This is a genomic window from Roseateles sp. YR242, assembly GCF_900109745.1.
In the GTDB taxonomy this organism is placed as follows: domain Bacteria; phylum Pseudomonadota; class Gammaproteobacteria; order Burkholderiales; family Burkholderiaceae_C; genus Roseateles.
Window position 1 is genome coordinate 166,566 of sequence record NZ_FOAV01000005.1, and the last position, 23,254, is coordinate 189,819.

At 64.8% G+C, this 23,254-nt stretch carries 18 protein-coding genes and 6 tRNA genes; all 24 read right to left on the bottom strand.

Going from position 1 to position 23,254, the window contains the following annotated elements; translation table 11 throughout:
* Positions 1 to 521 precede the first annotated feature (521 nt).
* A tRNA-Asp gene (locus BMY53_RS12020) sits at positions 522 to 598 on the bottom strand.
* 113 nt (positions 599 to 711) lie between these two features.
* Positions 712 to 787 (bottom strand) — tRNA-Glu (locus BMY53_RS12025).
* Between the two features lie 47 nt (positions 788 to 834).
* A tRNA-Ala gene (locus BMY53_RS12030) sits at positions 835 to 910 on the bottom strand.
* Between the two features lie 77 nt (positions 911 to 987).
* A tRNA-Asp gene (locus BMY53_RS12035) sits at positions 988 to 1,064 on the bottom strand.
* Between the two features lie 167 nt (positions 1,065 to 1,231).
* Positions 1,232 to 1,307 (bottom strand) — tRNA-Glu (locus tag BMY53_RS12040).
* A 38-nt stretch (positions 1,308 to 1,345) separates the two neighbouring features.
* Positions 1,346 to 1,421: transfer RNA gene (locus BMY53_RS12045), tRNA-Ala, on the bottom strand.
* 145 nt (positions 1,422 to 1,566) lie between these two features.
* Positions 1,567 to 2,994: a glutamate--tRNA ligase gene (gene gltX / locus BMY53_RS12050; protein ID WP_092946718.1), complete on the bottom strand. Its 1,428-nt coding sequence runs from the start codon at positions 2,992 to 2,994 to the stop codon at positions 1,567 to 1,569.
* Positions 2,991 to 4,244 carry an O-succinylhomoserine sulfhydrylase gene (locus BMY53_RS12055; RefSeq protein WP_404947872.1) on the bottom strand — a complete coding sequence of 418 codons (1,254 nt, stop codon included), beginning with the start codon at positions 4,242 to 4,244 and terminating at the stop codon, positions 2,991 to 2,993. The genes gltX and BMY53_RS12055 overlap by 4 nt, the downstream gene beginning before the upstream one ends.
* Positions 4,241 to 5,752, bottom strand: a complete 1,512-nt coding sequence (purF, locus tag BMY53_RS12060; RefSeq protein ID WP_092946719.1) for an amidophosphoribosyltransferase — start codon at positions 5,750 to 5,752, stop codon at positions 4,241 to 4,243. The genes BMY53_RS12055 and purF overlap by 4 nt, the downstream gene beginning before the upstream one ends.
* Positions 5,753 to 5,803: 51 nt before the next feature.
* A complete protein-coding gene (locus BMY53_RS12065) occupies positions 5,804 to 6,298 on the bottom strand; it encodes a CvpA family protein (RefSeq protein ID WP_092946720.1) in 495 nt (164 codons plus the stop codon).
* 6 nt (positions 6,299 to 6,304) lie between these two features.
* On the bottom strand, positions 6,305 to 7,231 hold the full coding sequence (locus BMY53_RS12070) for an SPOR domain-containing protein (protein ID WP_092946721.1): 927 nt from the start codon (positions 7,229 to 7,231) through the stop codon (positions 6,305 to 6,307).
* 89 nt (positions 7,232 to 7,320) lie between these two features.
* Positions 7,321 to 8,673, bottom strand: coding sequence for a bifunctional tetrahydrofolate synthase/dihydrofolate synthase (gene folC, locus BMY53_RS12075; RefSeq protein WP_092946722.1), 1,353 nt, complete (start codon positions 8,671 to 8,673; stop codon positions 7,321 to 7,323).
* Between the two features lie 443 nt (positions 8,674 to 9,116).
* Positions 9,117 to 9,989, bottom strand: coding sequence for an acetyl-CoA carboxylase, carboxyltransferase subunit beta (gene accD / locus BMY53_RS12080; RefSeq protein WP_092946723.1), 873 nt, complete (start codon positions 9,987 to 9,989; stop codon positions 9,117 to 9,119).
* A gap of 39 nt (positions 9,990 to 10,028) precedes the next feature.
* The gene (trpA, locus tag BMY53_RS12085) at positions 10,029 to 10,826 is read right to left on the bottom strand and encodes a tryptophan synthase subunit alpha (RefSeq protein ID WP_092946724.1); all 798 of its coding nucleotides are present in this window, start codon (positions 10,824 to 10,826) and stop codon (positions 10,029 to 10,031) included.
* Positions 10,823 to 12,271: a tryptophan synthase subunit beta gene (trpB, locus tag BMY53_RS12090; protein ID WP_092946725.1), complete on the bottom strand. Its 1,449-nt coding sequence runs from the start codon at positions 12,269 to 12,271 to the stop codon at positions 10,823 to 10,825. The genes trpA and trpB overlap by 4 nt, the downstream gene beginning before the upstream one ends.
* Positions 12,272 to 12,297: 26 nt before the next feature.
* Positions 12,298 to 12,945 (bottom strand): phosphoribosylanthranilate isomerase, encoded by a 648-nt coding sequence (locus BMY53_RS12095; protein ID WP_404947873.1) that lies wholly within the window; start codon positions 12,943 to 12,945, stop codon positions 12,298 to 12,300.
* Positions 12,946 to 13,078: 133 nt separating this feature from the next.
* The gene (gene truA / locus BMY53_RS12100; protein ID WP_092946727.1) at positions 13,079 to 13,861 is read right to left on the bottom strand and encodes a tRNA pseudouridine(38-40) synthase TruA; all 783 of its coding nucleotides are present in this window, start codon (positions 13,859 to 13,861) and stop codon (positions 13,079 to 13,081) included.
* A gap of 92 nt (positions 13,862 to 13,953) precedes the next feature.
* Positions 13,954 to 16,629: a motility hub landmark protein FimV gene (locus BMY53_RS12105; protein WP_255370160.1), complete on the bottom strand. Its 2,676-nt coding sequence runs from the start codon at positions 16,627 to 16,629 to the stop codon at positions 13,954 to 13,956.
* Between the two features lie 378 nt (positions 16,630 to 17,007).
* The gene (gene asd / locus BMY53_RS12110) at positions 17,008 to 18,138 is read right to left on the bottom strand and encodes an aspartate-semialdehyde dehydrogenase (RefSeq protein ID WP_092946728.1); all 1,131 of its coding nucleotides are present in this window, start codon (positions 18,136 to 18,138) and stop codon (positions 17,008 to 17,010) included.
* Between the two features lie 107 nt (positions 18,139 to 18,245).
* The gene (gene leuB, locus BMY53_RS12115; protein WP_092946729.1) at positions 18,246 to 19,370 is read right to left on the bottom strand and encodes a 3-isopropylmalate dehydrogenase; all 1,125 of its coding nucleotides are present in this window, start codon (positions 19,368 to 19,370) and stop codon (positions 18,246 to 18,248) included.
* Between the two features lie 104 nt (positions 19,371 to 19,474).
* Positions 19,475 to 20,119 (bottom strand): 3-isopropylmalate dehydratase small subunit, encoded by a 645-nt coding sequence (gene leuD / locus BMY53_RS12120; RefSeq protein WP_092946730.1) that lies wholly within the window; start codon positions 20,117 to 20,119, stop codon positions 19,475 to 19,477.
* Positions 20,120 to 20,252: 133 nt separating this feature from the next.
* Complete coding sequence (leuC, locus tag BMY53_RS12125) at positions 20,253 to 21,680, bottom strand: 3-isopropylmalate dehydratase large subunit (protein WP_092946731.1); 1,428 nt, start codon at positions 21,678 to 21,680, stop codon at positions 20,253 to 20,255.
* A 46-nt stretch (positions 21,681 to 21,726) separates the two neighbouring features.
* Positions 21,727 to 22,620 (bottom strand): LysR family transcriptional regulator, encoded by an 894-nt coding sequence (locus BMY53_RS12130; protein WP_092946732.1) that lies wholly within the window; start codon positions 22,618 to 22,620, stop codon positions 21,727 to 21,729.
* A gap of 150 nt (positions 22,621 to 22,770) precedes the next feature.
* A complete protein-coding gene (locus BMY53_RS12135; RefSeq protein WP_143074041.1) occupies positions 22,771 to 23,019 on the bottom strand; it encodes a hypothetical protein in 249 nt (82 codons plus the stop codon).
* Between the last annotated feature and the right edge of the window lie 235 nt (positions 23,020 to 23,254).

Here is a 23,254-nt window from a genome sequence, read left to right on the forward strand (position 1 = left end):
CCCACCACCACAGCGGGCAGCGACGCCAAGCACTTTCTGGCGCTTTCATGCAATCACGAACCCGCGGCCAGGCCTCAGGCAAAACTCATTCGAGCGAATATCGCCCACAGCATTCCTGTGGGCGTTTTTGATTGCTGCGCCGGTCCCAACTGATCGGTTCGGGATATCGGTCCACGATATCAGTGCGCGATATTCCCCGTCGGGAGCGAGTTTCCGCTCTTCATCGTTTCTGTTGCAGGCGCCGCCGTCGGGATGGATTGACGGCGCGGCACATACTCAGCGTTGCGGCCGTTGACTTACCGATGATTCGCCGACCGTGACACACTCAAGATGCTGCGGGCAGCGAGACCGAAATTAAGTAGTGCAAGGTCAAACCAACTGAGTCGCCACAGCCATATTGGTAGACGTTCCCACGAAACTTTATCGATCGCGTGTGCCAGTAAGAGAATCTGTGGAAAAATTCAAAATTCGAATCGGAAAAAACAAAACCCCGCTAACTTGCGCTAGCGGGGTTTGAAATTTGGCGGAGTGGACGGGACTCGAACCCGCGACCCCCGGCGTGACAGGCCGGTATTCTAACCAACTGAACTACCACTCCAGATTCAAGGCCAGTTATGAACTGTTATATTGCCTCAATCTTTCGGACAAGTTTGCCGCGAATTTCGATGACATTTGACTGTCTTCGTTTCACGAGCCAAGCCTTGTCAAACTTGGCGTCCCCTAGGGGATTCGAACCCCTGTTACAACCGTGAAAGGGTCGTGTCCTAGGCCTCTAGACGAAGGGGACTTAACTCTTTCCGTGCCACCGCTCTCGCGTCAGCCACCAAGAAAACTTGGTGGAGGTAAGCGGGATCGAACCGCTGACCTCTTGCATGCCATGCAAGCGCTCTCCCAGCTGAGCTATACCCCCGAATGCTTGATCACAGCGTTTTCACACTGCTTTTGCATCAGTGGACCAACTCGAGTCCAGTAGCAAAGATGAATTGTTGGCGGAGTGGACGGGACTCGAACCCGCGACCCCCGGCGTGACAGGCCGGTATTCTAACCAACTGAACTACCACTCCAGATACGCTGATGACTTGTTTTCACTGATCATCACTGCATCAATCGCTTTCATCACTTTCGCGATGTCTTGCGACGTTTTCGTTACTATACCAGAGAATTTTAGTGATTCTTTCGACTTATCGAACTTATCAACAAAATCTTCGGTCAGTAACCAAGTACGTAAACTTGGCGTCCCCTAGGGGATTCGAACCCCTGTTACAACCGTGAAAGGGTCGTGTCCTAGGCCTCTAGACGAAGGGGACTAAACCTTCTTCTCTTGAACTGCGCGCCACCTTGATTTTGGTGGAGGTAAGCGGGATCGAACCGCTGACCTCTTGCATGCCATGCAAGCGCTCTCCCAGCTGAGCTATACCCCCTTTTGAATTCAACTGAACGGCACTGCCATTCAATCAAACCCCAAACTCGGCTAACTCCATCGTTGCGATCTGACCCTGATTTAGATCAATTCGCTTTGATTTCGTTTCGCGCTGTTCAAGCGAGAACGAGAGTATAGACCGGGTTTTAAACGGAGCGCAAGCGGTTGATCAAAATTTCTTTGTCGAAGAGTTCCAACACCGCATCGACCGACGGAGTCTGTGCACGACCACACACCAGCACTCGCACCGGAATGGCCAGTTGCGGCATCTTGAGCCCGTGCGCAGTGATGGTTTCCTTGATGGCAGCATTGATCGCCACCTTGGTCCAATCACCCTCGCCAAGCGCAGCCAGCTTGTCCGCGAGCGCGTGGATCACAGGTTTGACCGCATCGGTCAGATGGGCAGCCTGATCGTCGGCAGACGGGCTGACCGGGGCGACATACATCGCGAGCCAATCGGCCAGCGCCACGGTGGTGCTGCAGCGGTCCTTGAACAGCGCGCACATCGCGGTCAGGCGAGCGGGCGCCGGCAGGCCGCGTTTGGCCAGTTGGGCCGTCACCAGGCCGGCCAGGCGTTCATCGTCCGCTTGCTTGATGTAATGGGCATTGACCCATTCCAGCTTGGCCGGGTCCCATTGGGCCGGGCTCCTGGAAATGTGGGCACCGTCAAACCATTCCACGAGTTGGTCGCGTGTGAAGAGTTCGTCGTCGCCATGGCTCCAGCCCAGGCGCGCCAGGTAGTTCAGCATGGCCTCCGGCAAGTAGCCGTTCTCTTCGTAGGCGGTGACGCTCACGGCGCCACGACGCTTGGAGAGCTTCAGGCCATCGTCACCCAGGATCACCGGGATATGGCCGAACTGCGGCAGGTCCGCACCCAGGGCGCGGAAAATATTGATCTGCCACGGCGTGTTGTTGATGTGCTCATCACCACGGAAGACATGCGTGATGGCCATGTCCCAGTCGTCCACCACCACGGCGAAGTTGTAGGTCGGCACGCCCAGGGCGCCCTCCCCCGCTTGCGCATCGGCGGGCCGCATGATGATGAGGTCATCAATCTCGCGGTTGTTGATGGTGATGGCGCCCTTCACCAGGTCGCTCCAGGTCACATCACCTTCCAGCGGGTTCTTGAAACGCACCACCGGCTTCACCCCCGCAGGCACCGCCGGCAGCGTCTTGCCCGGCTCGGGACGCCAGCGGCCGTCATAGCGGGTCTTCTCGCCGCGGGCCTTCTGGCCTTCGCGCATGACGTCCAGTTCCTCGGGCGTGCAGTAGCAGTAGTAGGCGGAGCCCGCCTCGATCATCTGCTGCGCCACCGCGTGGTAGCGCTCCAGGCGCTGCATCTGATAGATGGGGCCTTCGTCGTAGCCCAGGCCCAGCCACTGCATGGAAGCCAGGATCTGCTCGACCGAGTCCTGGGTGGAACGGGCCACATCGGTGTCTTCAATACGCAGCACGAACTGCCCACCGTAATGGCGCGCATAGGCCCAGGAGAACAGCGCAGTACGGGCGGTGCCCAGATGCAGGAAACCCGTCGGCGAGGGCGCGATGCGGGTGCGGATTACAGTGGATGTCATAGGGAGTTCAGGCCTCGGGCCAGGTCGGCCTTCAGGTCTTCAATGTCTTCCAGGCCGACCGCCACGCGGATCAGGCCCTGGGTGATGCCGGCAGCCTGGCGCTGCGCCTCGGTGAGGCGCCCGTGCGAGGTGCTGGCGGGATGGGTGATGGTGGTCTTGGTGTCACCCAGGTTGGCGGTGATGGAGCAGATGCGGGTGTGGTCGATGACGTGAAAGGCGGCAGCACGGCCGCCGTCATCCGCACCGGCACGGCTCTTGACCACAAATGCCACCACAGCCCCGCCCTGCCCGCCTTGCTGGCGCATGGCCAGCTCGTGTTGCGGATGCGACTTCAGGCCCGGGTAATACACCCGCTCGATGGCCGGGTGAGCCTCCAGCCAGGCGGCCAACACAGACGCGCTGGCGGTCTGCGCCTTCATGCGCACGGAGAGTGTCTCCATGCCCTTGAGCACCACCCAGGCGTTGAACGGCGACAGCGACATCCCCACGCTGCGCATCACCGGCGTGAACACGTTGTCCACGTAGTGCGCGCTGGCGCAGATGGCGCCAGCAATGACGCGCCCCTGCCCGTCCAGGTACTTGGTGCCGGAGTGGATGATGAAATCTGCCCCCATGCGCGCCGGCTGCTGCAGGGCCGGCGAGGCAAAGCAGTTGTCCACCGCCAGCAAGGCGCCATGGTCATGGGCCAGTTGAGCCAACGCCGCCACGTCGCAGACCTCGGTCAGCGGGTTGGTCGGGGTCTCGGCAAACAGCAGCTTGGTGTTGGGCTGCAGCGCCGCCTGCCACTCGGCCAGGTCGGTCTGCGACACAAAGGTGGTCTGCACCCCGAACTTGCCAAACTCACCTTGCAGCAGCTTGATGGTGGAACCAAAGACCGAGCGGGAGCACACCACATGGTCGCCTGCCTTCAGCAGCCCCATGACCAGCAGCATGATGGCCGACATGCCGGACGAGGTGCCGATGCAGGCCTGTGTCCCCTCCAGCGCCGCCAGGCGGCGCTCCATCATCATGACGGTCGGGTTGGAGAATCGGCTGTAGACAAAAGCCTCTTCCTCGTTGGCAAAGCGGCGGGCCGCAGTGGCGGCATCCGGGTGCACAAACGAGCTGGTCAGGAACAGGGCCTCGGAGTTCTCACCCCAGGCCGTGGGGGGCAGGCCTTCGCGCACCGCCAGCGTGTCCAGGCGCGCATCGGCCGGCAACGCCACACGGGGGATGCCACCCTTCCTCAGGTCCTTGGAATCCGTGCTCACTGATCGTCTCCGCTCTGCAAGGCCAGCCGGCTGCGGGCCGGCAGATCCTCTTCCTCCGGCTGGGACTTTCGCTGGGCCTTCATGGTTTCGAAGTCTTGTGCCGACACATCACCGGTGATGTAGGTGCCGTCAAAGCACGACGCCTCGAAACCGTTGAGGCCCGGGCGCAGCTGGGCCACCACGCGCTTCATCGCGTCCACGTCCTGGTAGATCAGCGCGTCCGCGCCGATGAACTGGCGGATTTCCTCGATGGTGCGGCCGTGGGCAATGAGTTCCTCGCTGGTCGGCATGTCGATGCCGTAGACGTTGGGGAAACGCACGGGCGGCGCCGCCGAGGCCAGGTAGACCTTGCGCGCACCCGCCTCACGGGCCATCTGCACGATTTCCTTGGACGTGGTGCCACGAACGATGGAGTCATCCACCAGCAGCACGTTGCGATCCTTGAACTCCAGGCCGATGGCATTGAGCTTCTGGCGCACCGACTTCTTGCGGGTGGATTGGCCCGGCATGATGAAGGTCCGGCCCACATACCGGTTCTTCACAAAACCTTCGCGATAGGGTTTGCCGATGCGATGCGCCAGTTGCATGGCAGACGGACGGCTGGATTCCGGGATGGGGATCACGACGTCGATCTCGCTGGGCGGAATGGTGGAGATCAGGCGCTGGGCCAGGGTCTCACCCATGTTCAGGCGGGACTGGTACACGGAGATGCCGTCCATGACCGAATCCGGGCGTGCCAGATAGACGAACTCGAACATGCAAGGGTTGAGCGTCGGATTCTCGGCACACTGCTGGGTGTGGATCACGCCTTGCGTGTCAATGAACAGCGCTTCGCCGGGGGCGACATCACGCGTGAGCTGGTGGCCCGTACCTTCCAGGGCGACGCTCTCGCTGGCCACCATCACTTCACCGGCTGCAGACTCGCCGAAGCACAGGGGGCGGATGCCGTAGGGGTCGCGGAAGGCCAGCAGGCCATGACCGGCGATCAGGGCGATCACGGCATACGAGCCCTTGATGCGCTTGTGCACCTCGCTCACGGCCTTGAACACGGAGGCCGGCGTCAGCGGCAGCTCACGGCCAGCCAGCTCGAGCTCATGCGCCAGCACGTTGATCAACACCTCGGTGTCGCTCTCGGTGTTGATATGGCGGCGGTCCACCTCGAACAGCTGGTCCTTCAACGCATGGGCGTTGGTCAGGTTGCCGTTGTGCACCAGCACGATGCCGTAGGGCGCATTGACATAGAAGGGCTGCGCCTCTTCCTCGCTGTAGGCGTTGCCGGCGGTCGGGTAGCGGACCTGCCCCAGGCCCACGTTGCCCGGCAGGCCACGCATGTTGCGGGTGCGGAACACGTCCCGCACCATGCCGCGCGCCTTGTGCATGAAGCACTTCTGGCCTTGCATGGTGACGATGCCAGCCGCATCCTGGCCACGGTGCTGCAACAGCAGCAGCGCGTCATAAATGAGCTGGTTGACCGGCGCCTTGGAAATCACACCGACGATGCCACACATGCTGATCCTTCAAATCACTGGAAACGATGAGGGCCTGCCCACGAGGGGTGGTCAGGCCGGAATGGGAATGTAGTCGTGCAGGGCCTGCGGCAGCAGCGGCTTGACCTGCACGAGTGTGCCCTGCAACCAGGGCGCCAGGCGGGAATCTGTCCAGGAGGGCGAACGCGCCGCCGGCGTCATGCCGACGATGACCGCCACCAGCAAGGCCAGCAGCAGGCCGCGCACCACGCCGAAGGCAGCGCCCCCCAAGCGGTCCACGATGCTCAGCGGCGTGGCCTGGATGATGGCGCGCACCAGCTTGGCGCCCAGCCCCCACACCAGCAGCACCAGCAGGAACGCCAGCACCAGGCCCAGCGCATGCAGCATGGTGGGACTCCACTTGTCCTGCGGCAGCAGGTGCTCGATCCACGGCGCCACGAAAGGGGCGGCCAGCCAGGCCACCACCCAGCCGACGATGGTCATGACCTCGAACACCAGCCCGCGCCACACCCCCAGCAACACGGAGATGCCCAACATGGTCAGGAGTGCAAGGTCAACCCAGCTCATGGTGCGTCAGAGCGTGAGGACCGCAGAACTGAGACCACCGCCACGAACCTTGGCCGCGACCTTGTCGGCCTCGTCGCGGCTGCCAAACGGGCCGACGCGCACGCGGATGCGCTTGCCGTCCGCCGTCTCGACCGCCTGGGTGTAGGTCTTCAGACCCATGCGCTCGACCTTGGCGCGGGCGTCCTGGGCCGCCTTGGCGTCCGCATAGGCGCCCACCTGCACAACGAACCGGCCGCCGCTGGCCGCCGCAGTGGCCGCCGCCGCCTCGGCCGCCTTGCGCTCGGCCGCGTGGCCATCCAGCATGGCCTGCACACGGGCGGATTCATTGCCGGTGGCACGGCGCTCAGGCTTGGCCTCCGCTTTGGGTTCCGGCTTGGGCTCGGGTTTGGGTTCAACGCGGGCGAGCTTGGGTTCAGCCGGTTTGGCTTCTATCGGCTTGGGGCGCGTCTCGGTGTGCGCGGGCTCCGCCATGCGGGCCTTGGCCTCGGGCTTGACGTCCGCACGGGCGGCCGGGTCGGCAGGCATCTCGCGCGGCGCTTCTCGTTGAGCTTCCGGCGGCGGCACCGGGCGGTCGCCGGCCACCTGCTCCGCAGTCTCGTTGATGATGCCGCGGCCCGCATCTGCCGGCTCATCCGCCTTGGCCACCTTGGCGCCGGTGGCCGGCACGTTCAGGGGCGCCACGCCATCCTTCTTCGGGATGTCGATGGGCAGATCGACCGGGATGGGGCGAGGCTGGGTTTCAAACAGCAGCGGGAACACGATCACCGCCGCCCCCACCAGCACGGCAGCACCGATCAGGCGACGGCGGGCGCGCAGCCGCAATTGCTGCACATCATCGACCGCATCGACCGAGGCACGGGTGTTCTTGGCTGGTTTGGCCGGCTTGCTGCCGTCGTCAACGTCACCGCGCTTCAGGAAAGACAACAGACCCATGTAGCTTCAATGCCAGATGCTGGCGGTTAGTTGTGAACAGCCCAAAACGGCCCCACCGTAGATCGGGTCAAGGCCGCCATCTTCAACTGTCATGCACCGTCATGCTGGTCTTCCGGCTGGACACCGGCCCCCAAGCGGGGCAAGCCATGCTTGAGAACGCCCCCGACGGTATAGAAGGAACCGAACACCAAAATTCTATCAGCGGGGTCCGCGCCGGCCGCTGCCGCGGCCAATGCAGCGGCGGGATCTGCGTGCAGGCTGACACCCACGTCCGCCGGCGCTTTCAGCAGGCCCTGGGCCCTGGCCTCTTCAAAACGCTGCGCCAACGCCTGGGCGGTCGCCGCACGGGGCAAGGGCAGATCGCAGAAATGCCAATGGTCGATCAGCGGGGCGATGCGGGAAAGGATGTTGGCCAGGTCCTTGTCCGCCATGGCACCGAAGACGGCGCGGGTACGCGGGTAGAACCCCATTTGGTCCAGGTTCTGGGCCAAGGCCGACACTGCGTGGGGGTTGTGGGCCACATCCAGCACCAGCATCGGTGAGCCGGGCACGACCTGGAAGCGACCGGGCAGCTCCACCAGCGCCAGGCCGGCACGTACGGCCTGGGCACTCACGGGCAAGCGTTCATACAGCGCTTCGAACACCGCCAGCACGCCGGAAGCGTTCAGCAACTGGTTCACGCCACGCAGCGCGGGATAGGAGAGCCCGCTGTAGCGGCGGTTGCGTCCGGCCCACTGCCACTGCTGGCGGTCGCCGCCGTAGTTGAAATCGCGGCCGAGCTGGCGCAGATCGGCCCCCACGCTTTGCGCGTAGTCGGCGATGCTGGCCGGCGGCATCGGGTCGGAGACCACCACCGGCTTGCCGGGCCGCATGATGTGGGCCTTCTCCCGGCCGACCGACTCGCGGTCCGGGCCGAGGTATTCCGTGTGGTCCAGGTCGATGCTGGTGATGACGCTGCAGTCCGCGTCGATGGCATTCACCGCATCCAGGCGGCCGCCCAGGCCCACTTCCAGGATCACCAGGTCCAGGGGTTCGGCGGCCAGGCGATGCAGGATGGCGAGGGTCGTGAACTCGAAATAGGTCAGCGCCAGTTCACCGCGCGCGGCCTCCACGGCCTCGAAATGCGGCAAAAGCGAGGCGGCTTCCACCGGGCGGCCGTCCACCCGGCAGCGTTCCTGGAAGTGCACCAGGTGCGGCTTGATGTAGAGCCCCACACGGTAGCCGGCCTGCAGCGCGATGCTTTCCAGCATGGCGCAGGTCGAGCCCTTGCCGTTGGTGCCGGCCACCATCACCACTGGGGCGTCCCCGAAGCGCAGACCCAGTCGGTCACGCAACTGGGCTACGCGAGCCAGTGTCATATCGATCTCTTTGGGGTGCAGCCGTTCGCAGTGTGCGAGCCACTGCTCCAGCGCCTGCTGCGGATCCGCTGAAAAGCCGGTCATTGTCATGAGATTCAACGCCCAAAAACAAACACGGCCAGCCCGTCACCGGCCTGGCCACAAACCAAAAGAACCGAGCCCCCAGCGCTGCAAAAACGCCAGCCCAGCCATTCAAACAGAGCCCAGTTCACCGCCCCCCTCACTGCCCAATGCGGGCGGAACGCGCCAAGGGCGCCGTTCAACCGGGGCTCTGGACTACGAAGAGGGCCGGCGCCGGGCCGCCCCAAGCCGCCCCGCAGCCCCCTCGGGGGGCGGTTTTGGGCGCGCTAGGCGCCCAAAACCGGGTGCTCCACATCAAACCAAAGCGGGAAGAACGCGCCAACGGTGCCGTTCAACCGGGGCTCTGAACCGCGAAGAGGGCTGGCGCCGGGCCGCCCCAAGCCGGCCCGCAGCCCCCTCGGGGGGCGGTTTTGGGCGCGCTAGGCGCCCAAAACCGGGGGCCCCATTCAAGCTACTGCGTCGGCGCTTTGGCGTTGCAGCATTGCCAGGCTGCGGGCGATGGTTTCGCGCAGCTTGCGACGGTCGACGATCATGTCCACGGCGCCCTTTTCCAGCAGGAATTCAGCCCGCTGGAAGCCGGCGGGGAGCTTTTCACGCACCGTGTTCTCAATCACGCGCGGGCCGGCAAAGCCGATCAGCGCCTTGGGCTCGGCGATCACGATGTCTCCCACGAAGGCGAAGCTCGCAGACACGCCACCCATGGTCGGGTCGGTCAATACGCTGATGTAGGGCAGCCGGGCCTTGGCCAGGCGGGTCAACGCCGCGTTGGACTTGGCCATCTGCATCAGCGAGAGCAGGCCTTCCTGCATACGCGCGCCACCGGTGGCGGTGAAACAGATGAACGGGGTCTTCTGTTCCAGGGCTGTTTCCACGCCACGCGCGAAACGTTCACCCACCACGGAACCCATCGAGCCGCCCATGAAGTCGAACTCGAAGCAGGCCGCCACGACCGGCACGCTCATCACGGCACCGCCCATGACCACCAGCGCGTCCGTCTCGCCGGTCGATTCCAGCGCTTCCTTGAGCCGGTCAGGATACTTCTTGCTGTCCTTGAACTTCAGGGCGTCCACCGGCAGCACTTCCTGGCCGACTTCATAACGGCCTTCGCCGTCCAGGAAGGCGTCCAGGCGGGCCCGCGCACCGATACGGTGGTGGTGGGAGCACTTGGGGCAGACATTGACGTTCTGCTCCAGGTCCGTCTTGTACAGGACGGTTTCGCAGGACGGGCACTTGATCCACAGGCCTTCCGGCACCGTGCGGCGCTGGTCGGGGTCGGTCTGCTGGATCTTGGGCGGAAGTAGTTTCTCAAGCCAACTCATGGCGGGCTCCTTGGTGGGCGCCAGGCAACTGATCAGGGATCAGCTGTCCAACGCTTGGCGGATTTCTCGGATGAAGGCCGCAGCCTGGTTGGCGACATTATCGCGTGTCTGGGCCTCGATGAGTTGGACGAGTGCCGAACCGATGACCACAGCGTCCGATACGCGCGCCACGGCCGCCGCCGTTTTACCGTCCCGGATGCCGAAACCCACCCCCAGCGGGATCTTCACATGGGCGCGCAGGCGCGGCATGGCGTCCGCCACCGCGCTGGTGTCCAGGTGGCCGGCCCCGGTGACGCCCTTGAGCGACACGTAATACACGTAACCGCTGGCCAGCTCGCCAATGCGCTGCACCCGCTCGTCGGTCGACGTGGGCGCCAGCAGGAAGATGGGGTCCAGCCCGTTGGCCTTGAGCATCCCGGCGAAGGCATCACTCTCCTCCGGCGGGTAATCCACCACCAGCACCCCGTCCACACCCGCCGCCCGGGCCTCCGTGACAAAGGCCTGGGCACCAAAACGCTCGACCGGGTTCGCATATCCCATGAGCACCACCGGCGTGTCGGCATCCTGGGCACGGAAGTCCCTCACCATGCCCAGCACCTGGCGCAGGGAGATACCCTTGGCCAGCGCCCGTTCGCTGGCCCGCTGGATCACCGGGCCATCAGCCATGGGGTCGGAGAACGGCACCCCCAGCTCGATGATGTCGGCGCCGGCCCGGGCCATCGCCAGCATCAGCTCCACGGTCACGTCGGCATAGGGGTCGCCAGCGGTGACATAAGGGATCAGCGCCTTGCGGCCGCCGGCTTGCAGGCGCTCGAAGGTGGCTTGGATGCGGCTCATTGGGCACCACCCTTCGTGTTGCCCGTCGTGCTGGTGGCGCTCGTCGCGCTGGCGCCGGCGGCAGACAGCTCGGCACCTCCCTTGACAGCATGCCCGGCCATGGAGGGGCGGTCGAAATACGTGGCGCCGGACAGATCGGCCACCGTGCCAATGTCCTTGTCCCCCCGGCCTGACAGGTTCACCAACAGGTGCTGGTCCGGCCGCATGGTGGGGGCGATCTTGATGGCATGGGCCAGCGCATGGCTGGACTCCAGCGCAGGAATGATGCCCTCGGTACGACACAGGCGATGGAAGGCGGTCAGGGCCTCCGCATCCGTGGCGCCGACATATTCCGCCCGGCCGATGTCCTTCAGGTAGGCGTGCTCAGGCCCGACGCCCGGATAGTCCAGGCCGGCCGAGATCGAATGGGTCTCGATGATCTGGCCGTTGTCGTCCTGCAGCAGATAGGTGCGGTTGCCGTGCAGCACGCCCGGCGAGCCGGCCGTCAGCGTGGCGGCATGCCGGGGCGTATCCACGCCCTGCCCCGCCGCCTCCACCCCGATCAGCCGGACACCGGCGTGCGGGATGTAGGGATAGAAGATACCGATGGCATTGCTGCCGCCCCCCACGCAGGCGATGACCGCATCCGGCTGGCGGCCCGTCATCTCCGGCATCTGCACCAGGCACTCGTCGCCGATGATGCGCTGGAAGTCTCGCACCATCATCGGATAGGGATGCGGGCCGGCCACGGTGCCGATGATGTAGAACGTGCTTTCAATGTTGGTGACCCAGTCCCGCATCGCTTCATTGAGCGCGTCCTTCAGGGTGCGGGAACCGGATTCCACCGGCACCACGGTGGCGCCCAGCAGGTTCATGCGATAGACGTTGGGCGACTGGCGCTTGACGTCTTCTGCACCCATGTAGACCACGCATTCCATGCCGTAGCGGGCGCAGATGGTGGCCGTGGCCACGCCATGCTGGCCGGCGCCGGTTTCTGCAATCACTCGCTTCTTGCCCATGCGACGGGCCAGCAGGGCTTGCCCGATGGTGTTGTTCACCTTGTGGGCGCCTGTGTGGTTGAGGTCTTCGCGCTTCAGGAAGATCTGCGCACCACCGAGCTCGGTGCTCAGACGCTTGGCGTGATAGATGGGGCTGGGGCGCCCCACGAAGTGGGCCAATTCGTACTGGAACTCGCGGATGAATTCCGGGTCCTGGCTGTAACGGGCATACGCGGCATTGAGCTCATCCAGCGCGTGGATCAGCGTCTCGGCCACGAAGCGGCCACCGTAGTAGCCGCTGGCCGCGGGGTTGGGTACCGGGCCAAAACGGCCTGCGGCGTCAGGCTGCGCGTAACCCTCGAGCGGCGTGGTCAGCGAGGCAGGAATATCGCCGGAGCGGTCGGCGGCGACTCGGGAATCGGGGAGTCGGGAATCGGGGCGTAGGGAATCAGAAAGTCGGGAAGACATGGTGCGTCCTCAGGTGCGGGCAACGCTCACGAGCGGGCCTGGGCAGCAATCTGCTGGTCAGCCTCGCGCACGGCGCTGCAGAAATGGCGGATCTTCTCGGCGTCCTTGAGGCCCTTGGCGGCCTCGACACCGGAACTGACATCAACGGCCCAGGGCCGTACCTTCAGCACGCCATCGATCACGTTGGCTGCACTCAACCCACCAGACAAAACGACCGGAGAGGGAACGCTTGGAGGCAGCAGTGACCAATCAAACACCTTTCCACCCCCACCATACCCCTCGACGAATGCATCGAGCAGGACAGCCTGGGCGCTGGAGAAACGATGGGCGAAGTCTAACAAATCAAAGCCGGGCGCCATGCGGGCCGCGCGCAAATAGGGGCGCTGCCAGCGTTCGCAGGCCTCGGGGGTTTCGTCGCCATGGAATTGCAGGGTGAGCGTGGGCAGTGCCTGCAAGGCAGCGTCGATCAGGCTGGCGTCCGCGTTCACGAACAAGCCGACCGGCGTCACGAACGGCGGCAGCCGGCCCGCCAGTTCGGCCGCGCGGGCCACGGTGACGGCACGCGGGCTCTTGTCATAGAACACCAGGCCGATGGCATCCGCGCCAGCTTGCACGGCGATGTCCACATCGGCTTCGCGGGTCAGCCCGCAGATCTTGATTCGGGTACGGCTCATGGGGGCCATTGTGCGCTGAGCCCGGCCCGTCGAGACAGCCCACCGAGCAGCGCCGCCCTTGGAGGGATGTCACCCCGCGACCGGTGGGGCCCTCAAAGGCGTTGCGGGCGGGGGCCGAATCCAGCGGCTGTCGTCAGGGGAGCCAGTCCATCGCCGCCGTACGTTCTGGCAGATTCAGTTCCGCGTCGTAATACGGCCCGACGAAGTAGAGGCCATCCGGCGCAAAGGTCGGTGCCGCCGCATCACGCGAGCGCGCCGACAGCACCTCGTCCATCCAGGCGGCCGGTCGGTTGCCGCTGCCCACGGCGATCAGGCAACCCATGAGGTTGCGCACCATGTGATGCAGGAAGGCCGAAGCATCAAACTCGAAGCGCCAGTACGCACCCCGGCGATGGATCTCGATCCGCTTGAGCAGCTTCACCGGCGAAGCTGCCTGGCACTCCGCCGAGCGGAAGGAACTGAAGTCGTGTTCGCCGATCAGGCGGGCCGCCGCATCCCGCATCGCGTCGCCATCCAGCGGGCGAAAAATCCAGCCGACAGCGCCGTGCTCGATGGCGGGGCGCACATTTGATTCCAGCAGCAGGTAGCAATACCGCCGCCCACGCGCCAGGAAACGGGCATGGAAGTCATCCCCCGGGAAGGCGCTCCACTGGACGGCAATGTCGGATGGCAGATAGCGGTTGGTGCCGCGCACCCAGGAGAAGGGATCCCGGTCCACCGGCGAATCGAAGTGCACCACCTGGTTCAAGCCATGCACGCCTGTGTCGGTGCGGCCGGCACAGATGGTGCGGATGGGTTGCGCGGCAAACTGGCTCAGCGCTGCCTCCAGCGCGTCCTGCACGGTGCCGCCGCCAGGCTGGCTCTGCCAACCCTTGTACGCCCCACCGCGATAACTCACCCCCAGCGCCACGCGCATGCCCTGCCCTCCAACCCACCAAAAACAAAAGGGCACCCGGCTTGGCCGAGCGCCCTTCGATCAGTGTAGCTGCGTCCAGCGCAGCAACGACCTCAACGCAGCTGGTTCAACAGCGCCTGGGCACGGTCGCGCAGCGGGCCGGAGGCCTTGCCCACCAGTTCCTGCAGCACGTCACGGGCGCCCTCGGTGTCACCGATCTGGCGGAATTCCTCAGCCAGTTCGAGTTGACGCTGCAGCGCTTCGTCGTCGTTGGGATCCACGCTGTCCAGGTCCACGCCCAGGTCATCCAGGCTCATGGTGTCCTTGGCCTGTGCCGGTGCGGGCACGTCCAGGTCCGGCAACTCCAGCGAGTTCACGTCCAGGTCGTGGCCCGGGGCGTGGCTGGGGGTCGAAGGCAGGTCCAGGTCGATGCCGCCCAGGTCGAAGTCCAGGGACTCCGGTGCTTGAGCCGCCGTGCGCTTCGGCGCCGGAGCGGGCGTGCTGTCCAGATCACCCAGGTCGAACTCGAGTTCGTCACGGGCGGCCGCTGCCGACTTGGCCGCCGGCGGCGTGGTCAGGTCCAGATCCATGCCCATGGCCGGCTGGCTCACGGCGCTGGGCAGCGCCTGGGTCGCAGCCATGGCCGGGGCCGGTGCGGGCGGGGAACCCAAGTCCAGATCCAGGTCCAGGTCCATCAGGCTGGAGGGGCCAGCGTCGCGTGCCGGCGTGGCCACGGCGGCCGCTGCTGCGGCAGCCGCAGCACGCGAAGCGGCGGGCGGCGGCACCAGGCCGGCGGCGGGCAGCGTGCTCGCGTTCATCGGCTCGGGACGGTCCTCATCGTCACCACCCAGCAGGACGGGTGCGCCGCCCGGCTGGTACAGCGGATTTTCCGGGTCCACCTGACGGCCCAGCTCCTGCACCTTGGACCAGTCTTCACCTTGACCACGGGTCTCGGCATACAGCTGGGTGGCCAGTTGCTCGAAGCCCTTGATGTCACGACGCTTGCCGTAGACCTCGAGCAGCTTCAGGCGGATGGCCAGGCGTTCGGGGTTGGCCCGCAGCGCTTCCTTCAGGATTTCCTCAGCCTGGAGGTCACGGCCATAGGCGAGGTAGACGTCAGCTTCCGCCACTGGGTCCACGTCACCAATGGCGTCCAGCTGGCTGAGCGAATAGCTCATGGACGACTGGCCGGTCGTCGCACCATCACGGGTATCGACGCGCTGGCCGCCGCTATGCCCGAAAAAAGAATCAGGCGCCAGGCGGCTTTCGGCAAAGGCGGTCTCGCCACGGTTGGCCGCGTCCTTCTTGGCCTTCCAGCTGCGGTAACCCAGGCCGCCGATGATGACCAGCAAGCCGGCGCCAATGGCGGGCAGGTAGTCACCCAGCGTGTCCAGCAGGCTCGGCTCTTGCGGTTCGGGCTGCGGGATCGGCTTGGCCACGACGGGGGCCGAAGCCGCCACCGGTGCCGAAGCGGGCTCGGCCGATTCATCACTCGTTGTGGGCGCCGAAGCGGGTGCCGGGGTGGTGGCAGCCACCGTGACCGTCGGTGTCGATGCCGCCACAGGGGCAGGCGCCGGCGCGGGCGTGGGGGCCGGTGCAGGCGATGCCGCCGGCGCGGTGGCGGAAGCCGGCTTGGCCGCGGCGCTGAGCTTCTTCAGCTCTTCAACGTTGCGAGTCAGCTCAGCCACGCGAGCGGCCGAATCCTTCTTCTCGGTGTCCTTGGACGCCTTGACCTCACCCTTTTCAGCGGCCGCACCCTTGCTCAGGGTCAGCTTGTCCGGCGTCGGGGCGGCGGTGGTCTTGCGTTCTTCCACAGCGGCTTGCACCTGGCCCTTGGCCTGGCGTTCGCTGTCGGTCTGCTTCAGGGTCGGCGCGGCTTCAGCCAGTCGGGCGCGGTAGCCACCGAAGTCGCTGCTCTGCGCCTGGATGACCTGACGGGCTTCCTGCGGCGTGATGCTGCTCAGCGTGTCGCTGCCGGGCACCTGCAACACGGCACCGGACTTCAGCCGGTTCATGTTGTTGTTGATGAACGCGTCGGGGTTGTTGCGGTACAGGCCCACCAGCATCTGATCCAGCGACACGCCCGAGGGCTGGGTCTTGGACGCAATGCGCGACAGCGTGTCGCCCTGCTTGACGGTGTAGTCGCTGGCGCCAGTGGCCGGCGCGGGGGCTTGCGCCGCCGGGGCCGGTGCATTGGCCTTCGGGCGAGCCGTCACGGCAGGCGCCGGCGGCATTGGCGACGCCGAAGCAGCGCGGCCGTTCGACCCCGACACGGCCGGTGCGCTGGTCGAAGCCGTGCCCTGTGCCGTACTGGCAGGCGCGGAGATCACCGGCGACGTGGTGGTGTCGTTGTTGCGGGCCACATTGTTCGACGGCGGGTCGAACAGCAGCGTGAATTCGCGGGTCAGACGGCCGTTGGTCCAGTTCAGTTCGAGGATCACGTCCACGAACGGCTCCTGCACCGCACGGTCGCTGGAGACGCGCAGGTAAGGCCGGCCGTCTGCACGACGCGCCAGTGTCACCTGCGTGCCGGTCAGCACGGCGTTGTAGTCCAGGCCGGTGCTGCGGTAGGTTTCGGGCGGCGCCACCTTCAGCTTCAGCGAAGCTGCTTCCTCAGCGCTCAGGCTCGTAACGTCGATCTCGGCACGCAGGGTTTCACCCAGCGCCGATTGCACCGTCAACTTGCCCAGTCCCAAACCCCAGGCCGAACCTGCTGCCAAAGCCAGAGCGGTGGCCGCAGCCACCTGGCTCAGAGCAAATCGCGCATAAGCGCTCGAATGTTTTTTCAAGGCGTCCCCCAAAGCAACAAAGCGGCCCTAAAACTGGACCGCCTGTCATGACGTATTGTTGTTGTGTGACGCGAGCGTTTGGCAGTGCCCGCTCCGTTCCTGCGGTAGAAAATCACAACGCTGGCAAGCATATACGGTCCGTTGCTGAGAAAGACCCTGAATAGCATCCATGAACTGGCCATGGTTCACAGCCGGTTACCAGCTTGTCGCGCGCCGGCAACGCGAAAAGCCCTACCGGCGACTTTGGGCGACCTCAGCACCAACGAACCGCGCCCGCGTTGCACCCCAAAAATGGCACAAAACGGGCGCAAGACGGGCACAAGTAGCCCGGCGACGTCACAACCAGCCACCGGTGTTACCCGGCCGCCGGCCTGAGGTTCAGCGATCCAGCAAGATGCGCAGCATGCGGCGCAGCGGCTCGGCCGCGCCCCACAGCAGCTGATCACCCACGGTGAAGGCGCCGAGATACTCGGGGCCCATCGCCAGCTTGCGCAGGCGCCCCACCGGGATGGTCATCGTGCCGGTCACCGCCACGGGCGTCAGGTCACGAATGGTGGCCTCACGGGTGTTCGGCACCACCTTCACCCATTCGTTGTCTGCGGCGATCATGGCTTCGATATCGGCCAGCGGCACATCCTTCTTGAGCTTGAAGGTCAGCGCCTGGCTGTGGCAGCGCATGGCCCCCACGCGTACGCAGAAACCATCCACCGGCACGGCGGCGGTGCCGAAGCCCTCGCCCTGCCCCAGGATCTTGTTGGTTTCAGCCATGCCCTTCCACTCTTCCTTGGACTGACCGTCGCCCAGGTCCTTGTCGATCCAGGGGATCAGCGAGCCGCCCAGCGGCACACCGAAGTTGGCGATTTCGTCAGCGGAGAGGCTGCGCTGCTTCTGGATGATCTTGCGGTCGATTTCCAGGATGGCGCTCTTGGGGTCGTCCAGCAAGGCGCGCACTTCAGCGTTCAGCGTGCCGTATTGGGTCAGCAGTTCGCGCATGTGTTGCGCGCCGCCGCCGGATGCGGCCTGGTAGGTCTGGGTGGACATCCACTCCACCAGGCCCGCCTTGTACAGGGCGCCCACGCCCATCAGCATGCAGCTGACCGTGCAGTTGCCGCCGATCCAGTCACGGCCGCCCTTGGCAAGCGAATCCTTGATGACTGGCATGTTGACCGGGTCCAGCACGATCACGGCGTTGCCCGCCATGCGCAGCGAGGAAGCGGCGTCGATCCAGTGGCCCGTCCAGCCCGCGGCGCGCAGCTTGGGGTAGACCTCGGTGGTGTAGTCACCGCCCTGGCAGGTGATGATGATCTCGCAGCGCTTGAGCTGGTCGATATCAAAGGCGCTTTGCAGCTGGGTTTCGTTCTTCGCGAACGCGGGGGCCTTGCCGCCGGCGTTCGAGGTGCTGAAGAACAGCGGTTCGATCAGGTCGAAATCGCGCTCCTGGGCCATGCGGTCCATCAGCACCGAGCCGACCATGCCGCGCCAGCCCACCAGTCCTACCAATGTCGTCATCTTGCGTTCCTTTTTCGCTTGAGGTCACCGACTGCACACAAACCCTGGGAGGTCCTGCCCGGCTCGCTTCGCCGGGTTTGTGCAGGGGCGAGACGAACCGGAGCGAACTAGCTCTTGATGGTTTTGGTGGTGGTAATGGTGGCCGCACCGGTGCTGGCACCGGCTTTCACTGCAGCAACAACCGCATCACCCATCTCGCGCGTGCTCACCTTCTGGGTGCCCTCGCTCCAGATGTCCGCAGTACGCAGACCCTGGGCCAGCACCGCTTGAACCGCGTGCTCGATACGAGCGGCGGCTTCGGGCTGGTGGAGGGAGAACTTGAGCATCATGGCAGCGGAGAGGATTGTAGCCAGAGGATTGGCAATTCCCTTCCCCGCGATGTCAGGGGCGCTGCCATGGCTGGGTTCATACAGACCCTTGTTGTTCTTGTCCAACGAGGCCGAGGGCAGCATGCCGATGGACCCGGTCAGCATGGCGGCTTCGTCCGAGAGGATGTCGCCGAACATGTTGCCGGTCACCACCACGTCGAACTTCTTGGGCGCCTTGACCAACTGCATGGCGGCGTTGTCCACATACATGTGGTCCAGCTCCACGTCCGGGTACTGGGCATGCACCTCGGTGACCACATCCTTCCAGAACTGGAAGGTTTCCAGCACATTGGCCTTGTCCACACTGGTGACCTTGCGGTTGCGCAGGCGGGCGGCCTGGAAGGCCACGTGGGCAATGCGCTCGATCTCCGGGCGCGAATAACGCATGGTGTCGAAGGCTTCTTCGCTGCCGGGGAAATGACCATCCACGGCGGTGCGGCGGCCGCGCGGCTGGCCGAAATAGATGTCGCCGGTCAGTTCACGGATGATCAGGATGTCCAGGCCGGCCACCAGTTCGGGCTTGAGGCTGGAGGCATGCGTGAGCTGCTCGTAGCAGATGGCGGGGCGGAAGTTGGCGAACAGGCCCAATGCCTTGCGCAGGCCCAGGATGGCCTGCTCGGGGCGCAGTGCGCGCTCCAGCTTGTCGTACTTCCAGTCGCCAACGGCCCCGAACAGCACGGCGTCCGCCTGCTGGGCCAGCGTCAGTGTGGCTTCCGGCAGCGGATGGCCGGCGGCCTCGTAGGCGGCACCGCCCACGGGCGCGGTTTCCATCTCCAGCGGCAGGTCCAGGACCTTCAAGACCTTGACGGCCTCCGCAATGATCTCGGTGCCAATGCCGTCGCCCGGCAGAACTGCAATTTTCATAAATGACCTTCTTGGCGATCTTGCCCCACCGGCACCAGGCTGGAGGCGTTGAAAACGTCAAAGGCGCCGGCCGGCAGCCCGCGCCTGGGTGGATCAGACCGATATCAGACCCGATTATTCAGCCACGGCTTGGTGGCGATACGTTCGGCTTCGAACGCCTTGATCTTGTCCGCATGACGCAGCGTCAGGCCGATGTCGTCGAAGCCATTGAGCAGACAGTACTTGCGGAACGGCTGCACATCAAAGGGCAGTTCGTCGCCATCCGGCTTCACCACCACCTGGCGCGCCAGATCCACCGTCAACTGGTAGCCCGGGAAGGCCAGCACCTCGTCGAACAGTCGGGCCACCTGGCTCTCCGGCAGCACGATGGGCAGCACGCCGTTCTTGAAGGTGTTGTTGAAGAAGATGTCGGCGAAGCTCGGCGCGATCAGCGCGCGGAAGCCATATTGCTGCAGCGCCCAGGGCGCATGCTCGCGGCTGGAGCCGCAGCCGAAGTTGGCCCGGGCGATCAGCACCGAGGCGCCCTGGTAGCGCGGCTGGTTCAGCACGAAGTCCGGATTGAGCTTGCGGCTGGACGGGTCCTGGCCGGGTTCGCCATGGTCCAGATAGCGCCACTCGTCGAACAGGTTGGGGCCGAAGCCGGTGCGCTTGATCGACTTCAGGAACTGCTTGGGGATGATCGCGTCGGTATCGACGTTCTCACGGTCCATCGGGGCGACCAGGCCCTTGTGAATGGTGAACTTGTCCATGGAGATGCCTCTCTCTGTTAGCCGAAGCTGGGCTGGTTATTGCATTCCCCTGCGGGCACCGCCGAACCGGCTTTGCCGGGCGACGGGTGCCACCCTCTTGAGGGGGCACGCGGAGCGCGTAGGGGGTGGGCCATCAAGCCAGACGACGCACGTCGACGAAATGACCTTCCATGGCGGCAGCGGCGGCCATGGCCGGGCTGACGAGGTGGGTGCGGCCTCCCGCGCCCTGCCGGCCTTCGAAGTTGCGGTTGCTGGTGGAGGCACAACGTTCGCCCGGCTCCAGCCGGTCGGCGTTCATGGCCAGGCACATGGAGCAGCCCGGCTCGCGCCACTCGAAACCGGCGGACTTGAAGATCTGGTCCAGGCCTTCGGCCTCGGCCTGCGCCTTCACCAGGCCGGAGCCCGGCACCACCAGGGCCAGCTTGACGTTGGCGGCAATACGCCCACCAAGGCGCTTCACCACGGCAGCGGCCTCGCGCATGTCTTCAATGCGGCTGTTGGTGCAGGAGCCGATGAAGACCTTGTCGATGCGGATGTCGTTGATCGCCTTGTTGGGCTCCAGCGCCATGTACTGCAGCGCGCGCTCGATGGCGCCGCGCTTGACGGCGTCCTTTTCCTTGTCGGGGTCCGGCACACGGTCGTCGATGGAGAGGACCATCTCCGGCGACGTGCCCCAGGTGACCTGCGGGCGGATCTGCGCGGCATCCAGCTCGACGACCTTGTCGAACTTCGCGCCAGCATCCGAGTGCAGCGTGCGCCAGTACTGGACGGCCTGCTCCCATTCGACGCCGTTGGGCGAGAACGGGCGGCCCTTCACATATTGCACGGTGGTGTCGTCCACGGCGATCAGGCCGGCGCGAGCACCCGCCTCAATGGCCATGTTGCAGACGGTCATGCGGCCTTCCATGCTGAGTGCGCGGATGGCGGTGCCGGCGAATTCGATGGTGTAGCCCGTGCCACCAGCAGTGCCGATGCGGCCGATGATGGCCAGCACGATGTCCTTGGCGCCCACACCCGGCGCCACCTGACCGTCCACCTTGATCAGCATGTTCTTGGCCTTCTTGGCCAGCAGGGTCTGGGTGGCCAGCACATGCTCGACTTCGGAGGTGCCGATGCCATGGGCCAAGGCGCCGAAAGCGCCATGGGTGGAGGTGTGGCTGTCACCGCAGACGACAGTCATGCCGGGCAGCGTGGCGCCCTGCTCCGGGCCGATCACGTGCACGATGCCCTGGCGGCGGTCGCTCATCTTGAACTGCGTGATGCCGAAGCGGTCGCAGTTGGCGTCCAGCGTGTCGACCTGCAGGCGCGAGATGGGGTCGGCAATGCCTTCGCTGCGGTCGGTGGTGGGTACATTGTGGTCGCTCACCGCCAGGTTGGCGGAGAGGCGCCAGACCTTGCGGCCGGCGATATCCAGGCCTTCGAACGCCTGGGGGCTGGTCACTTCGTGCACCAGGTGGCGGTCGATGTAGAGCACGGCAGTGCCGTCTTCTTCCGTGTGCACCACGTGCTCGTCCCAGAGCTTGTCGTAGAGGGTGCGTGGGGTGGCGTGGGGGGTGGTCATGGGACTCTCCATCACTTCGGGGTCACTTGGCGGATCGCTGGGCGAATCACTTGGCGGGAGGCGGGCACAGCGCGTCAACAAAGCGCTGCACCACCGTGGGCAGGCGCTCCTGGCGCGCCACACCCAGAACATAGTCGCGCCGGGCCCAGGCTTCATCCAGGTCCAGGCGCTTCACTTCAAACACTTGCGCAAAACGGCGGGCCGGCGCGTCCGGCAGCACGGCCACGCCCATGCCGGCTTCCACCAGCTGGGCAATGGCATCAAAGCCGCGCACCTGCAGGCGGGCCTTGAGCGTGCGGCCGCGGGCCATGGCTTCCTGCAGCATCAACTCCTGCGCGGCGGCCCCGCTGTGCAGACCCACGAGGTCGTGGTCCAGCAGGTCGTCGAACGTCACCGAGCTGCGGTCGGCCAGCACATGGCCTTTGGGCACCAGCACGGACAGGCGGCCCTGGCGGTAGGACCAGGTCTGCAGGCGGTTGTCGAGCAACGGGGTGGTGAACACACCCACATCGGCACGGCCTTCGGCCACGGCGGCCTGCACCTCGGTGCTGGTCTGGTCTTCCAGGCTGATGCGGATCTGGGGGTGGGCTTGCGAGAAGGCCGCGAGGTCGGGCGGCAGGGCTTCGGCGATGGCGCCAGCGTTGGCGGCGATGCGAAGGTGCCCCTTGATGCCTCGGGCAAATTCAACCACCTCGCTTTCGAGCGCGTGCAGGGAGGCATGCAGCGAGCGGATGTGGCGCACCAGGGCGCGGCAGGCCTCGGTGGGCTCCACGCCGCGGGCGCGACGCTCGAAGAGCTGGACGCCGAGACGGGTCTCGAGGTCCGAAATTCGTTTGCTGGCAGCCGCCAGCGCCAGATGCTCGCGCTCGGCACCCCGGGTGATGGACCGGGTCTGTTCGATGGCCAAGACGAGGTTGAGGGTGGTGAGATCGAGGCGCATGGTTGGCTTCTGGCTAGGTTTGAACTGTAGCCTTCGCCTCAAGGGCCAGGACTACCGACGTACATGATATTCCCTTCGCGCGTCGCGAAGCCTAAAAAATTACCGTCGGCAAACATCTACAGGCGCCCAGCGGACTTCGCCCCACTTCCGCTATTGAGGGCTCTGTTCAACCAACTGCCCGTCGCGAAAGATCTCGACGGTCTCGCCTGACCAGAATATTTTCAGTTTGCTTACGTCTTGATGGATTTCAAAGGTCAAGTCGGGCTCGTTCGCCCATGCCACCACCTCAACACTGTCCCCCGGCTTAATGACATAGAGCTCCCCCCAAGGTTCAATCACCAGCCGCATTGCAGAAGTGACCGATTGGTTCTCATATAGAAAGGATTGGCGATATTTCAATTTCAACTCACTTCACAAGGTTAAGTATTCGTGTCATTAGAGCCCACCAAAGCTTCAGCAGTGGGCCTTCGGCGCCACCACCTCGAATTCCATAGCCGTACCTGCCACCAGGAAAGGCAATCGAAAAGACGTCGCCAGGAAGGATTCTTTTGCGTTTCATGAGAATTATTCAATAGGCTCCAAACATTCCAACTTCCACTTGCCTGGGAGTATTGGAGATCCGGTTAAACGACGA

Excerpts from the sequence above, each read along its gene's own strand:
- gltX (WP_092946718.1), bottom strand. The coding sequence starts at position 2,994 with ATGACATCCACTGTAATCCGCACCCGCATCGCGCCCTCGCCGACGGGT.
- purF (WP_092946719.1), bottom strand. The coding sequence starts at position 5,752 with ATGTGTGGCATCGTCGGTGTGATTTCCAAGGCGCCGGTCAACCAGCTC.
- BMY53_RS12065 (WP_092946720.1), bottom strand. The coding sequence starts at position 6,298 with ATGAGCTGGGTTGACCTTGCACTCCTGACCATGTTGGGCATCTCCGTG.
- BMY53_RS12070 (WP_092946721.1), bottom strand. The coding sequence starts at position 7,231 with ATGGGTCTGTTGTCTTTCCTGAAGCGCGGTGACGTTGACGACGGCAGC.
- folC (WP_092946722.1), bottom strand. The coding sequence starts at position 8,673 with ATGACCGGCTTTTCAGCGGATCCGCAGCAGGCGCTGGAGCAGTGGCTC.
- accD (WP_092946723.1), bottom strand. The coding sequence starts at position 9,989 with ATGAGTTGGCTTGAGAAACTACTTCCGCCCAAGATCCAGCAGACCGAC.
- trpA (WP_092946724.1), bottom strand. The coding sequence starts at position 10,826 with ATGAGCCGCATCCAAGCCACCTTCGAGCGCCTGCAAGCCGGCGGCCGC.
- trpB (WP_092946725.1), bottom strand. The coding sequence starts at position 12,271 with ATGTCTTCCCGACTTTCTGATTCCCTACGCCCCGATTCCCGACTCCCC.
- BMY53_RS12095 (WP_404947873.1), bottom strand. The coding sequence starts at position 12,945 with ATGAGCCGTACCCGAATCAAGATCTGCGGGCTGACCCGCGAAGCCGAT.
- truA (WP_092946727.1), bottom strand. The coding sequence starts at position 13,861 with ATGCGCGTGGCGCTGGGGGTGAGTTATCGCGGTGGGGCGTACAAGGGT.
- asd (WP_092946728.1), bottom strand. The coding sequence starts at position 18,138 with ATGACGACATTGGTAGGACTGGTGGGCTGGCGCGGCATGGTCGGCTCG.
- leuB (WP_092946729.1), bottom strand. The coding sequence starts at position 19,370 with ATGAAAATTGCAGTTCTGCCGGGCGACGGCATTGGCACCGAGATCATT.
- leuD (WP_092946730.1), bottom strand. The coding sequence starts at position 20,119 with ATGGACAAGTTCACCATTCACAAGGGCCTGGTCGCCCCGATGGACCGT.
- leuC (WP_092946731.1), bottom strand. The coding sequence starts at position 21,680 with ATGACCACCCCCCACGCCACCCCACGCACCCTCTACGACAAGCTCTGG.
- BMY53_RS12130 (WP_092946732.1), bottom strand. The coding sequence starts at position 22,620 with ATGCGCCTCGATCTCACCACCCTCAACCTCGTCTTGGCCATCGAACAG.